This is a genomic window from Labrys sp. F242, assembly GCF_057813875.1.
The window spans coordinates 1,950,427-1,964,290 of the sequence record NZ_JBVASG010000001.1; the positions used below are offsets into that span (position 1 = coordinate 1,950,427).

General features: G+C 62.2%; 12 protein-coding genes. 8 read left to right on the forward strand and 4 right to left on the reverse strand.

What is annotated here, in order from left to right:
- Window positions 1-26 precede the first annotated feature (26 nt).
- Together ACZYTC_RS09125 and ACZYTC_RS09130 are read right to left on the reverse strand one after the other, a co-directional pair.
- The gene (locus ACZYTC_RS09125; protein WP_488989375.1) at window positions 27-926 is read right to left on the reverse strand and encodes a lysophospholipid acyltransferase family protein; all 900 of its coding nucleotides are present in this window, start codon (window positions 924-926) and stop codon (window positions 27-29) included.
- A gap of 66 nt (window positions 927-992) precedes the next feature.
- Window positions 993-2,186: a UbiH/UbiF family hydroxylase gene (locus ACZYTC_RS09130; protein ID WP_488989376.1), complete on the reverse strand. Its 1,194-nt coding sequence runs from the start codon at window positions 2,184-2,186 to the stop codon at window positions 993-995.
- 122 nt (window positions 2,187-2,308) lie between these two features.
- Between ACZYTC_RS09130 and ACZYTC_RS09135 the strand changes: the two genes are divergently transcribed.
- The 7 genes from ACZYTC_RS09135 (at window position 2,309) to ACZYTC_RS09165 (ending at window position 10,540) form a co-directional block, all read left to right on the forward strand.
- Window positions 2,309-3,475, forward strand: a complete 1,167-nt coding sequence (locus ACZYTC_RS09135; protein WP_488989377.1) for a D-alanyl-D-alanine carboxypeptidase family protein — start codon at window positions 2,309-2,311, stop codon at window positions 3,473-3,475.
- Window positions 3,472-4,119 (forward strand): dTMP kinase, encoded by a 648-nt coding sequence (gene tmk / locus ACZYTC_RS09140; RefSeq protein ID WP_454813917.1) that lies wholly within the window; start codon window positions 3,472-3,474, stop codon window positions 4,117-4,119. Before ACZYTC_RS09135 ends, tmk begins: the two co-directional genes overlap by 4 nt.
- Window positions 4,116-5,156: a DNA polymerase III subunit delta' gene (locus ACZYTC_RS09145; RefSeq protein WP_488989378.1), complete on the forward strand. Its 1,041-nt coding sequence runs from the start codon at window positions 4,116-4,118 to the stop codon at window positions 5,154-5,156. The genes tmk and ACZYTC_RS09145 overlap by 4 nt, the downstream gene beginning before the upstream one ends.
- A gap of 308 nt (window positions 5,157-5,464) precedes the next feature.
- A complete protein-coding gene (gene metG / locus ACZYTC_RS09150; protein WP_441772986.1) occupies window positions 5,465-7,030 on the forward strand; it encodes a methionine--tRNA ligase in 1,566 nt (521 codons plus the stop codon).
- Between the two features lie 16 nt (window positions 7,031-7,046).
- Window positions 7,047-7,847 carry a TatD family hydrolase gene (locus ACZYTC_RS09155; RefSeq protein WP_488989379.1) on the forward strand — a complete coding sequence of 267 codons (801 nt, stop codon included), beginning with the start codon at window positions 7,047-7,049 and terminating at the stop codon, window positions 7,845-7,847.
- A 5-nt stretch (window positions 7,848-7,852) separates the two neighbouring features.
- Window positions 7,853-8,674 carry an MBL fold metallo-hydrolase gene (locus ACZYTC_RS09160; protein ID WP_434956382.1) on the forward strand — a complete coding sequence of 274 codons (822 nt, stop codon included), beginning with the start codon at window positions 7,853-7,855 and terminating at the stop codon, window positions 8,672-8,674.
- A gap of 213 nt (window positions 8,675-8,887) precedes the next feature.
- Window positions 8,888-10,540: a Na/Pi cotransporter family protein gene (locus tag ACZYTC_RS09165; RefSeq protein WP_488989380.1), complete on the forward strand. Its 1,653-nt coding sequence runs from the start codon at window positions 8,888-8,890 to the stop codon at window positions 10,538-10,540.
- 66 nt (window positions 10,541-10,606) lie between these two features.
- Here the strand turns inward: ACZYTC_RS09165 and ACZYTC_RS09170 are convergent, their stop codons facing one another.
- Both ACZYTC_RS09170 and ACZYTC_RS09175 read right to left on the reverse strand, forming a co-directional pair.
- On the reverse strand, window positions 10,607-11,848 hold the full coding sequence (locus tag ACZYTC_RS09170) for a Zn-dependent hydrolase (RefSeq protein ID WP_488989381.1): 1,242 nt from the start codon (window positions 11,846-11,848) through the stop codon (window positions 10,607-10,609).
- Window positions 11,845-13,053 (reverse strand): diaminopropionate ammonia-lyase, encoded by a 1,209-nt coding sequence (locus ACZYTC_RS09175; protein ID WP_488989382.1) that lies wholly within the window; start codon window positions 13,051-13,053, stop codon window positions 11,845-11,847. Before ACZYTC_RS09175 ends, ACZYTC_RS09170 begins: the two co-directional genes overlap by 4 nt.
- Window positions 13,054-13,152: 99 nt before the next feature.
- Here ACZYTC_RS09175 and ACZYTC_RS09180 point away from each other — a divergent pair, with 99 nt between their 5' ends.
- Window positions 13,153-13,665 (forward strand): Lrp/AsnC family transcriptional regulator, encoded by a 513-nt coding sequence (locus ACZYTC_RS09180; protein WP_441772991.1) that lies wholly within the window; start codon window positions 13,153-13,155, stop codon window positions 13,663-13,665.
- Window positions 13,666-13,864: the final 199 nt, after the last annotated feature.

The following is a 13,864-nucleotide window of genomic DNA, read 5'->3' on the forward strand; positions in this document are numbered from 1 at the left end:
CGAAACGGCGGACGATGCAGTTGCCGTCATCCCCAGCGTCGGTGTGCCCACATCCATTGTTCGGGATGCTCGCGGATCCACTGCTCGAACAGGACATGAATTCTGCGCGTCGCTTCGGCAATGTCGGCCTCGCGGTCGGGGGTACGCGGCACATCGATAACCTCAGCCTCGATATAGAAATGCACACCGCCCGTGCGCACGCAACGCGCGGCGATCAGCTCGGCATCGTTGCTGCGCGCCAGCAAGGCGGGGAAGGGCGTAGTGGGGGCAGGGCGGCCGAAGAACGGGATCATGATGCCCCGGCGATCCCGCAGATCCGCCAGCAAGGCGACCGCACCGCCGTCTCGTACGATGCGCATCAATTTACGCGCAACGTCGTTGCCCTTGGGGAACAGGCCGCGCGAATAACGATCCCGGCGGGCCAGCATGACATAATCGTCAACCTTGGGGTTCTTCATGCGCTGATAGACGCCCGCTGCCTTGATGCCGCGTACCAGGGTCGGATAGATCACCAGCTCCCAATTGCCGGTATGCAACGAGACGAAGACGCAGCCCCTGCCGGAGGTTTTCAGCGGATCGAGCTGGAGGCCGGCGCGGTCATCGATGCGGCCGGCCCGGACGATGCGTTCGCTGATCAGCGCTTCGGCGAAGGTCCGGCCGAGCTGCATCCACATGGCCCGTGCGATGGCCTCGATCTCTGCCCGCGATTTTTCGGGATAGGCCGCCGCAAGTTGGCGGAGGGCGCGCTCATGACGGCGCAGATGCGGTGCGACGAGGCGCCAGATCGTCCCCATCAACCAGGATCCGAAGTCGATGGGCAATATATGCAACACGCCGGTAAGGCCACGCAATGCACTGTATTCGAAGGCGTATTTGATCCGCCGCATACGGCGTCGCCACCCCTTTTCGTCTGCGCCGCTCGTCACGATGCCTTCCGTCATTCTTACGATTTGTACGTCCCGCCGGCCATTGAAACCAGAAGCGGGAAGAATTCAATGCTCGGCTGCGCGAGCGAGCCCCTGGCGCATCATGACCCGTCTCAAGGGACCGACCCGCTCGAGCGCATAGAGCCCGAGGCCACGCAGGCCCTGCAGGGGGAAATGCCCTGACAGCAGCGAGCGGTTCAACAGATCGACTGCCGAGTGACGGGTCCCGATGTCGAGCCGCCTTGCCCTGGCATAAGCTTCGAGCACGCTGGCTTCGCCGGGATCGCGGGCTCCTTCCAGGGACCGGGTTCCTTCTAAGCACTTGGCGAGGGCCGCGATGTCGCGCAGCGTGAGGTTGAACCCCTGCGCCCCGATCGGGGGAAGCACATGTGCGGCCTCGCCGATGAGGGCGACCCGGTCGGCGGCCTGCGTTACCGCCACCACCGCGCTCATCGGCCAGAAGGATCGCCGGCCGTCTACCTGAACATGGCCAAGCAGGGCATGGCTCTGGATTTCTATGGCTCGGGAAAGGGCGGCATCATCCATCGCCCGTAATTCATCGGCCTTTTCGGGGGAGACCACCCAGACGAGGCTGGCCCGCTGTCCAGGCAGCGGCACAAGGGTGAAAGGACCGGACTCGGTATGGAACTCGGTGGAGATATCGCGGTGTGTCCGGCCGATCTTCAAATTGAGGGCCAGCGCGACCTGGGGATAGTCGTGGCTCCGCGTTTCGATCCCGGCAGCCTGCCGCACGAGGGAGGCGCGCCCATCGGCTGCGACAATGAGATCGGCGGCAAGATCAGGCTGCCCATCGAGTTTGAGAACGAGGCCGTTTGCGCCGGGTTCGGCGCTAAGCACCCGCACCGGCAGATGTTCGACACCGGCCTCATGCAGGCGCGCCTGAAGTATCCGGCTCAGAGCGCCATTGGGAATGTTCCAGCCGAAGGCTTCCAATCCGATCTCCTCGGCCTGGAAGGCGATCGGACGGGCACGCAGGAGGCGCTGCGTCGCATCGACGATGGACATCACCCGCAGCGGCGCCGCCTCGGGATGGCCCGCAATCCGAATGCCGGCCTTCGCCAGGGCCTGGATGCTGCCATCGAGCAGAGCCGTGGTGCGGGTATCGCCGGCATTGCCGGGTGGGCCGACCAGGGTGACCTCGAGGCCTTTTGCGGCAAGGACCGCTGCGCAGGCCAAGCCTGCGAGTCCAGCTCCCACGATGACGATCGGACGATGATTTGATTCACGATTGGCTGGCATGATGGCTAACGGAATTAGCGCTCCTTGAAGCGGACGTCACCTGTTTTCCGGATGCCGAATGCCGAGCGCAATTGCACCGGATCGCGTGAATTTGGTAATATCGGGCAGAACGGACATCGGCGATGAAAAGGTTTGTCATCGGGCTATTTCTGGCGGCCGTCGCGCTGGTGCCCTCGCTTCATGCGGAACCGTTCACCACGACCGCCCCCATCGCCCTCGTGATCGAGACCGGTTCGGGCACGGTCCTGCTCGACAAGAACGCCGACAAGCCGGTCGAACCTGCCGCCATGGCCAAGATCATGACCGTTGCCGTCGTCGCCGAGGCTCTGCGCAAGGGCCACGCTTCGCGAGAGACCGAATATCCGATTTCGGAGGACACCTGGCGCAAGGGCGGCGCGCCCTCAGGCAGTGCCACCATGTTCGCTGCGGTGAGGAGCCGGGTACCGGTCGAAGATCTCTTGCGCGGGGTGATGGTCCAGGCCGCCAATGATGCCTGTCTGGCGCTGTCGCAGGGCCTCACGGGCCAGCTCGATGGCCTAGTACCGCGCATGAACACGCTGGCCACCGAAATCGGTTTGCAGCACACGCAGTTTCGCAATGTCACAGGATTTGCCGATCCGGCCCAATTGACCACGGCACGGGATCTGGCCCGGCTGCTCGGCTGGCTCCGCCGAAACGAGCCGGACATCTATGCGATCTATCAGGAACGGGATTTCACCTGGAACAAGATACGGCAGACCAACCGCAATCCCCTGCTCACCCAGGGACTGGGGGTCGATGGGGGCGTTACCGGCGCCTCCGACACCGCAGGCTATGGCGTGGTCGTTTCGGCGCTTCACGGTGATCAGCACTTCATCATGGTACTGCACGGTCTTCAATCCAATGCCGAGCGAGCGAGCGAAGCCAGGCGCGTCCTCGAATGGGCCGAAAATTCATTCCGCCCGCGTCTGGTCTTCTCCAAGGGGGAGATCGTGGGTGAGGCTACCGTCTATGGCGGCACGACCAACGCCGTGCCGGTTGCGGCCGATCGCGACATTTCCATGCTGGTGGACAACAACGGCGCCGAAAAACTCAGCGCCAAATTGCTCTATGACGGGCCGCTCGAGGCACCGGTGCAGAAAAATGCCGTCGTCGGTCGGCTCCAGATTTTGCGCGAGGGACAGATTTCGCTCGAAATTCCCCTGTATGCAATCGCCGATGTACCAGTCGGCAGTCTTCCCCAACGCGCATTCGGTGCTATCTACGAGCTTGGCATCGGATTGATACAGGGTGGGCACGACAAGCGATGAAGGGCCGGTTCATAACGTTCGAAGGCGGCGAAGGGGTGGGCAAATCCACCCAGATCCGCCGGTTGGCGGCATCCTTGAACGCCCTCGGCATCGAAACCCTGCTGACGCGCGAACCCGGGGGCTCCCCTGGTGCCGAGGAATTGCGTGAGGTGCTGCTTTCCGGCGGCGCCAAGCATTTTGGCCCCTTTGCCGAAACCATTTTGTTCTATGCGGCGCGCGACGACCATCTCAACACGACGATCAGGCCCGCCCTTGCCAGGGGATTGTGGGTCCTGTGCGATCGCTTCATGGATTCGACCCGCGCCTATCAGGGCGTGCTCGGCGAGGTCGAGCCGGCCTTGATCCGCTCCATCGAACGCGTGGTCGTCGGCTCCACCGTCCCCGACCTCACGCTCATTCTCGACATGCCGGCCCGTGATGGGCTCGCCAGGGTTCGCTCCCGTGGCACGGCTATCGATCGCTTCGAAGGCGAGAGCCTGATTTTCCATGAAAAGCTGCGCGAGGCCTTCCTGGCCATCGCGGAATTCGAGCCCCGCCGCTGCGCCGTCGTCGACGCCTCCGCCTCACAGGACGAGGTCGCCGCGGCGATTCTCGGCGTCGTGAGAAAGAGGCTCGATCTCGATGCCACACGGGTGCTGGCATGAGCGAGCGTTTTGAAAGCGACATGCTGGCTGACAGCCCGCATCCGCGCGAAACCATGCAGTTGATCGGCCAGGACAGAGCGGAGCAGGCGCTGCTGACCGCCTATCGCTCGGGCCGCATCCATCATGCCTGGCTTTTGGGCGGGCCGGAAGGCATCGGCAAGGCGACGCTGGCCTACCGCATGGCTAAATTCGTACTGACCCATCCGGACCCTCATCACCTCGACGGGGCCACGAGCCTCTCGGTCGCCGCCAATGCAGCGCCCGCACGCCAGATCGTGTCGCAATCCCATGTCGATCTTGCGGTGTTGCGCCGTCTTCCCAACGACAAGACCAAGGGCTTCTATTCCAATATTCGCGTCGACGACGTGCGCAACGTGGTGCGTTTCCTCGGTTCGACCGCCGGGGCAGGGGGCTGGCGCATCGCCATCATCGATTCTGCCGAGGATCTGGCCAGGGAGGGCGCAAATGCCCTGCTCAAAGTGCTGGAGGAGCCGCCGCCGCGCGTGCTTTTCCTGATGATCTCGCATCAGCCGGCCCGCCTCCTGCCCACCATCCGCTCACGCTGCCGGCTGCTCACGCTCGATCCACTCGGCGAGGCCGATGTGCTCAGAGCCGCCGCGCAGGCGCGCCCGGATCTGTCCGAGGAAACGCTGGCCGCGGGGGCCGCCCTGGCGCAGGGCAGTGTAAGGCGAGCCCTGACCCTGGCAGACGGGGAGGGGGTTTCACTCCACCGTTCCCTCGCGGATCTGTTGGCCAAGCTGCCCCGCATCGACGTGGCTGCCGCCCATGCTCTCGCCGACCGCTGCGCCAACAAGGCCGGCGACGAGAATTTCGCGCTCCTGCTCGATTTCCTCGACGAGTGGCTGCATCAACGCCTGCTGGCAGCCCGCGGCGAATCCGTGCCCCGCCTTGCACGCTGGGCACAGGTATGGGAGAAGGCCCGTCACGCTGCGCGTGACGTCGAGGCCTATAATCTCGACCGCAAACCTTTCGTGCTCGCGACCCTCGGCTTGCTCGCCGAAGCCTCCGCGGCCTAAACCGGCCAGAGCTCGGCAATCCGCAGGGAAGTTGGGGTTCCAGGCATTTTTCGCCTGCCAGGCCCCAAAAACGCTCGTAGCGACAGTCACCAGAGCAAAGCACGTTGCGACGGAAACGCTGCTTTGCTCTAACTCTTTGGTTAGACGTGTTTTTGCGATTCTCGGCGCTTTCGCCAAATCGCAAAATGCTTTCGGCATTTTCTGGCGAAAAGTCTCCCTACTTTACCCGAAAATGCTCTACATCAGGAATCCCTGATGCGCGGCCTGGCTGGCGGTGTCGCGCATCGTTGTCAGGAAAAGCGTCATCGATGGCCGAGAAAGACACCTATTACATCACCACGGCGATCTCCTATCCCAATGGCAAGCCCCATATCGGGCATGCCTATGAGTTGATCGCAACCGATGCCATCGCCCGTTTCAAGCGGCTCGACGGGAACGAGGTGTTCTTCCTGACCGGTACCGACGAGCATGGCCAGAAGATGCTGCAGACAGCAGCCAAGCAAGGCAGCACGGCCCAGGCACTGGCAGACCAGAACTCGGAATATTTCCGCGAGATGGCCAAGACGCTCAATGCGTCGAACGACGATTTCATCCGTACCAGCGAGGAACGCCACTACCGCGCCTGCCAGGAGATCTGGCGCCGGATGGAGGCGGCGGGCGACATCTACCTGTCCAAATATTCGGGCTGGTATTCGGTGCGCGACGAAGCTTTCTTCGACGAGAAGGACCTTGCGCTGAATTCGGATGGCTCCCGCACGGTGATCGAGACCGGCGCCAAGGTGGAATGGGTGGAGGAGGAGAGCTATTTCTTCCGCCTCTCCGCCTATCAGGATCGCTTGCTCAAGCACTACGAGAGCCATCCCGGCTTCATCGGCCCGGAAGAGCGCCGCAACGAGATCATGAGCTTCGTACGCTCGGGCCTGCGTGACCTTTCCATCAGCCGCACCACCTTCGACTGGGGCGTGCCGGTTCCCGGCAACCCCAAGCATGTCATGTATGTCTGGGTCGATGCCCTCACCAATTACCTGACGGCGACGGGCTTTCCGGACACGGATACCGAACGCTCGAAATTCTGGCCGGCCAGCGTGCACATCATCGGCAAGGACATCGTGCGCTTCCATACGGTGTATTGGCCGGCTTTCCTGATGTCGGCGGGTCTGCCTTTGCCGCATCGCGTCTTCGGCCATGGCTTCCTGTTCAACCGCGGCGAGAAGATGTCGAAATCGGTCGGCAACGTGATCGATCCGTTCACGCTTGCCGAGCATTACGGCGTCGACCAGCTGCGCTACTTCTTCCTGCGCGAAGTTCCCTTCGGCCAGGATGGCAATTATTCGCATGAGGCGATCGTCAACCGCATCAATGCCGACCTCGCCAATGATTTCGGTAATCTGGCCAATCGCTGCCTGAAGATGATCGCGGCCAATTGCGGCGGCAAGGTACCGAGCCCCGGCGATTTCCTGCCCTCCGACGAGCAATTGCTGAAGACAGCGGACAACCTCATCTGGCAGGCGCGCGACTCCATCTTCAATTTCGCCCTACATTCCATCCTCGCCGATCTGTGGAGCGTGGTGGGCGAAGCGAACCGCTATTTTGCTGCCGAAGAACCGTGGAAGCTGAAGACCAGCAACCCGGCCCGCATGGAAACCGTGCTCTATGTCACCGCCGAGGTGGTTCGCCAGATCGCCATCCTCGCCCAGCCGGTGATCCCGACCGGCGCGGCGCGCATGCTCGACCTCCTGGCTGTGCCTGAAGATGCCCGTGACTTCGATCACCTCGGCGTTGACGGCCGTTTGTCGCCGGATGTTGCCTTGCCAGCGCCCGAAGCTGTCTTCCCCCGCTATGTCGAAGCGACTGACAGCGCGGGCAAGGCGTAAAGTTGTTTGGTAAGCCATGCTGATCGATAGCCATTGCCATCTCGACTTCCCGGACCTGCAGGCCGAGATCGACGACGTCGTTGCGCGTGCCCGCAAGACCGGAGTGGGACGCATGATCACCATCTCCACCCGCATCCGCCAGTTCGAGAGGATCAAGGCGCTGATCGAGACCTACGACGATGTCTTCGGCTCGATCGGCACGCACTGCCTGCATGCCCATGAAGAAGACGATATTCCCCTAGAGACCATCCTGGAACTCGCCGCCCATCCCAAGGTGGTGGCGATCGGCGAGGCCGGGCTGGACTATCACTATGACTATGCGCCGCGCGATGTACAGGCGCGCGGCTTTCGCAAGCATATCGCCGCGGCTCGGCTCACCGGACTGCCGCTCGTGATCCATGCCCGCCAGGCTGACCAGGACATCGGCGACATTCTCGAAGAGGAAATGGGGAAGGGCGCTTTCAGCGCCGTCCTCCATTGCTACTCGTCGGGCCCCGAACTGGCACGCCGGGGGCTTGCGCTCGGCTTCTACGTTTCCTTCTCCGGCATCCTCACTTTCAAATCGGCCGAGGAGATCCGGGACATCGCCCGCCTCGTCCCCCATGACCGTCTGCTGGTGGAAACGGACGCTCCCTATCTGGCGCCCATGCCGTTCCGCGGCAAACGCAACGAGCCGGCCTATGTAGCCAACACGGCGCGGGTTCTGGCCGATACTATCGGCCTGAGCGAGAGCGAGGTCGCACGGCAGACCAGTGAAAACGCCTTTCGTCTCTTCACCAAAATGCCTCGTCCCGACGGCATCAAGGCGGCAGCCTGACGCCGATGACGTTGATTGCGACATTATTGGGCTGCGGTTCCTCCGGCGGCGTCCCCCGCGTCGGGTTTGGCTGGGGCAGTTGCGATCCCGCCGACCCCCGAAACCGGCGTCGGCGCTGTGCCTTGCTGCTTGAACAGGACAGGGCAGAGGGCGGCCGCACCACGGTGCTGATCGATACCGGCGCTGACATGCGCCAGCAATTGCTGGATGCCGAGGTCAAGGCGGTCGACGGCGTACTCTACACCCACGACCATGCCGACCATACTCACGGCATCGACGATCTACGCGTGCTGGCGCTCTACCAGCGCAGTCTCGTCGACGTCTATGCCGACAAGCGCACCGCCGCCTTGCTGCGCAGTCGCTTCGACTATTGTTTCGAAACGCCGCAGGGGTCGTCCTATCCTCCCATCCTGACACTCAACACCATCACGATTGGACAAGCCGTCAGTATCGGCGGCGCCGGAGGCTCAATCACGGCCTTGCCGTTCGAGCAGGATCACGGCGACATCCAATCCCTGGGCTTCAGGATCGACGATTTCGCTTATTCCAGCGATATCAATGGCCTGCCGAAAGAAAGCGAAGCATTGCTGGAGGGCCTCGACACCTGGATCGTCGATGCTCTTCGTCCTACGCCGCATCCCAGCCATTGGTCGTTGCCGGAAACGCTGGCCTGGATCGAGAAACTGAAACCGCGGCGCGCCATCCTGACCAACATGCATACGGACATGGACTATCAGACCCTGCGGCGCACCCTGCCGGAAGGCGTTGAGCCGGGCTATGACGGCATGCGTATCGAACTGGCGCTGCCGAGAGCAAAACGCGTTTAGACGGAAACATGCTGCTCACGCTCTTTCGTTCCAAGCCAATTCAACGGATTGGCTGAAGCGTCTTTGTGATTCCTGGCGCGATCGCAAAACGCTCTGGAACAAATTGACCGCACGCGTCGAAATGTGACGTTGATGTTCATGCTATTTCAATTGCTTATGTGATAGATTCGTCCGTCTTGTCACCAAGGGGATTCGTCCTAAGGAATTGTTCGGTTGGCTGGTCAGCACGTTTTTCTCAATCTTCTCGCCGGTATCGCACTTCTGATCTGGTCCACTCGTCTGGTGAAGACAGGCATCATGCGGGCCTTCGGGGAACGATTGCGTGGTGTGATTTCGCGCGCCACCTCCAACCGCTTTTCGGCTTGCCTGGCCGGAGCGGGGGTGGCCGCAGCCCTTCAGAGTTCGACCGGCTCGACTCTTCTGGTGATGTCCTTCGTCGAACGGGGCTTCCTCACGCTCGGCATGGCCCTGGCCGTGCTGCTGGGCAGCAATGTCGGTACCACGCTCGTGGTCCAGGCCCTATCCTTCGATCTTTCCGCCCTGATGCCGGTTCTGCTGATCGCCGGCGTGGCCGCGTTCATGCTCGGGCGTTCATCCGTCTCGCAGAACGTCGGCCGCGCCATGATTGGCCTGGGCCTGATGATCCTGTCGCTGCATCTGGTCGTCGGGATCGCCGAGCCGATCCGCCATAGCGAAATCATGACGCTGATCTTCGAGCGCCTCAACGGCCAGCCCTGGGCCGCACTGCTGATCGGCGCCGCGCTGGCCTGGCTGGTGCATTCGAGCGTGGCTATCCTGCTTCTGGTGATGTCGCTCACCGGGGCAGGGGTCGTGGGCATTCCGCTCGGCCTTGCCCTGGTGCTGGGTGCCAATATCGGCTCCGGGCTCGCACCGCTGGGCCTGTCCCTGACAGCGCCGATTGAAGTCCGGCGCGCTTTGTTCGGCAATCTCGGTACCCGGCTGGTCGGAGCCGTCGTGCTGCTGCCACTGATCGGCCTCATCCAGCCCTGGCTGGCTCAGCTGGAGGCCTCGGGAGCCCGCCAGATCGCCAATTTCCATGTCGGCTTCAATCTGCTGCTCCTGGTCGTCTTCCTTCCCTTCATCGACCAGACCGCCCGCCTGCTCGAAAGACTGGTGAAGGCCCCGGAGGCGCCGATCGGCGAGCGCCCCTCGCCGGTTCTCGACGAGGGAGACTTCGACAGTCCCTCGGTCGCGCTGGTCGCGGCCTCGCGCGAGGTGATCAGGCTGGCTGAGCTCGTTGAAATCATGCTGCGGGAATCGATCATAACCTTCGAGGAGAACGACGATTCCCGGCGCAAGCAGATCAGCCAGCTCGACTATCAGGTCGACCGGCTGCAGGAGAATATCAAGCTTTATCTGACCCGACTGACGCGCACGCCGCTCGACAAGGATATGAGCCGCAAGGCATTCGAACTCATCCTGTTCACCACCAATCTCGAACATGTCGGCGACATTCTCGACAAGACCCTGCTGGAATTGGCAGCCAAGAAGCAGCGGCTCAATTTGAGCTTCTCTAGCGAGGGCTGGGCCGAGATCAAGGCCATGCATCGCGAAGTGGTGGCACAGATGCGGCTCGCCATCACGGTGTTCATGACCCAGGATCCCGTCATGGCCCGCCAATTGGTGGTCGCCAAGGATCATATCCGCAATTTCGAACGCTCGGCGGCAGAGAGCCACCTCAACCGCCTGCGTGCCGGCACGCTAGCCTCGATCGAGACCAGCTCGCTGCATATGGACGTCATCCGCGACCTCAAGCGCATCGTCGCGCATCTGACCGCTGTGGCCTATCCGATCCTCGAGGCGGCGGGCGAGCTTTCGACTTCCCGCCTCAAGGATGCCGGATAAAATCTATTTCTATCCAATACGATAAATCGACTTTCTCATAAAAGAGGTAGGCAGCCTGAGTCGCAATCAGCCTGGTGCGACCGTGAGATTTCGCACCACGTCGAGGAGCACGGCCGCACCGGCAACCAGATCCGCATCCGGCGTGAACTCCTTGGGATTGTGGCTGATTCCGGCGATGCTGGGCACGAAGATCATGGCTGAAGGTGCTATCCGCGCCATCATCTGCGCGTCGTGCCCGGCACCGGAAGTCATCCGACGGCAGCGCAGGCCATTCCGGCCTGCAGCCTGTTCGATCTGCTCCACCAGCCCATTGTCGAACACCACCGGTCCGAAGCGGGCGAGACGCTCGGCGCAGACCGTGACGCCCTCCGACCGGGCCAGCCCCTCCAGGAACGAGGCGAGGTCACTTTCCGCCTCGCGCAGGCGCGTTTCATCGGGATCGCGCAGGTCCACGGTGAGGATCGCCCGTGCCGGGATGACGTTGATGGCATTCGGCTCGAACCGAAGACTACCGACGGTCGCCACTGACGGTGTATTGGCGGCAACAGCCTTTTCGCGCAAAAAGGTTATCACGCGTGCGGCGGCATGGCCGGCATCATGGCGCAGGGACATCGGGGTGGTGCCGGCGTGATTGGCGACACCCTCGATGGTGATGCGCTGCCAGGAGATGCCCTGAAGCGTCTCGACGGCGCCGATGGCCAGGCCTTCGCGTTCGAGCACCGGACCTTGCTCGATGTGAAGCTCCAGATAGGCATGCGGCTTCAGGAATCCCGGCTCCAATTCGCCCGCATAGCCGATCCGCCGCAACTCGTCGCCAAGCCTGGTCCCATCGGTGCCGATGGAGGCCAGCGCCTCCTCGATCGACAATCCCCCGGCATGGACGAGGGAACCCATCATATCGGGCGCGTAGCGCACGCCCTCCTCATTGGTGAAGGCGGCTACGGCGATCGGCCGACTTGGGCGCCAGCCCGATGATTTCAGCGTCTCGATCACTTCGAGACCCGCCAATACGCCGTAGCAGCCATCATAGATCCCCGCATCGATGACGGTGTCGATGTGGGAGCCGAGCAGAAGCGGTGCCTCGTCCGGCACGCTCTCCGGCCGCCAGATGCCGAAGATATTGCCGATCCTGTCGATCCCAACATCGAGGCCCGCTTCGTCGAGCCACCCCATCAGGCTGTCGCGTCCCGCCTTGTCGGCATCGGACGCTGCCAATCGGACCAATTGACCGTTTTCGTCCCGGCCGATCGTCCCAAGGCTGCGCAATCGCTCGAGCAGACGCTCGGCTTGGATGGAGTTCTCGCTCATACCCGACGCTCCGCGCCTGCCATCTGCACATCCTCCGGCCCGAGGCCGACCAATTCACGGTAACGCGCGGGATCGGTGGCGCCTTCACTGTTGATCACCAGGATGCGAGCATCGCTATCCAGGCCGAGCGTCCGACGCATGGCTTCGTCTCCAGCGGCCTGGAGCAAGCCAGCAAGACCGGCTGCTCCACTCTCGCCGGCGACAATGGCCGGATCGCCCGGCAAAGGCCGCGCCAGGCTGTTCATCGCCGCAATCGCCTCCTCGTCCTCCACCGTCATGAAGGCATCCGCCACGCGGGCCAGGATCCGCCACGCGACCTGGGAGGGTTCGTAGCATTCCAGCATCGCCATCACCGTGGGAGCGCCATGGCTGACCTTTACGGGATGGCCGGCCTTAGCACTGGCGAAGATACAGGCAGAGAGAGTGGGCTCGACCACCACCAGTTTCGGTCTGTGTGCTCCGAGGACGAGTGCGGCATGGCCACCGAGCGCCGCCGCAATGCCGCCGACACCGGCCTGAACGAACAAATGGGTTGGCGGTTGGCGCATCTGTCGCAAGGCCTCGCGCAAGATGGTGGTATAGCCCTGCATCACCAGACCTGGGATACGCTCATAGCCCTCCCAGGAGGTATCCGAGACGACAGTCCAGCCGTTGGTTTCACTGACACGGGCGGCCTCGGTTACGGATTCATCATAGGTACCGTCCACGCGCATGATTTCCGCCCCGAAAGCGGCGATCGCCGCCACGCGCCCCGGGCTGACGCCGCCATGCACGAAAATCACGGCCTTCGCCCCGACGAAGCGGGCTCCTTGCGCCACGGAGCGGCCATGATTGCCATCGGTCGCGCAGGCGAAGATCATCCCGGCGGCAACCGACCTGACGTCGGCCTGGCCGAGTTCGGAGTAGTCGATCTGCCGCCCCAATTGCAGGCAGGCCCTCTCGATCACTAGCCGCACCACGGCATAAGCTCCGCCAAGAGCCTTGAAACTACAAAGACCTAGACGATGCGCCTCATCTTTCACAAGGAGTTCGCCGATGCCGAGCCGCGCCGCAAGCGCGGACAAAGAGAGCAGGGGAGTCGGGCGATGATCGGCACGGACGGCCAGGAAACGCTCGACTTCGTCAGCCCCGTCGTCCCCCAATATGGCACTGTCGCCGATGAGGAGCGGGGAGCGATGATGAGGACCGGCATTGGCGAGAAACATCGTGGATCTCCAATTTACAGGCGCAATCCTATTGCGCATCGGGCGATGAATGCGCTCTGATTGAGCGGTATTGACGCAATTTTGTATCGTCAGGTCCGTATGTCGCGCATTTCCGGCTCATCTCTCGAACTCGACGCGTTCGACGTCGCCATCCTGGCGATCCTGCAGCGCGACAACCAGACACCGCAGCGCAGGATTGCCGAGGCCATTCATCTGTCGGCACCGGCCGTGCAACGCCGCATCCACCGCTTGGAAGCGGGCGGCATCATCACCGCCAATGTCGCCTTGCTCAATCCGGCAAAAGTTGGCCAGCACCTGACCATCGTAGTCAATGTCGACCTGGAGCGTGAGCGTAGCGCCTTGATCGACGAGGCCAAGAAGGCATTTCTGGCCGAGAGCGGCGTGCAGCAATGCTATTATGTCGCCGGAGAAACGGATTTCGTGCTGATCCTGAACGTGCCGTCGATGGGCGATTATGAAGCGCTGACACGCCGGCTGTTCTTCGCCAACAGCAACATCAAACGCTTCCGGACTTTCGTGGTAATGGACCGGGTCAAAACCGGCACCGCCTTGTCCCTGGACAAGGTTCCGGGCGTCTCGGCAGCGCAATGAGGTCTCAAGATTTTAGATTTGAATTATATTATAACATATTGAATTATAACAATAAATATGTAATTATATGACGAGTTCGTATTGCCTTCATGACCAAGATTTCATATTGGCGGCCTTGAAGCGGCCGGGTTCTTGGCACCACATCCGGCCGTGCTGATCGATCCGGTCGAATCCCAAGATGGAGACGTCCGAAAGTTCG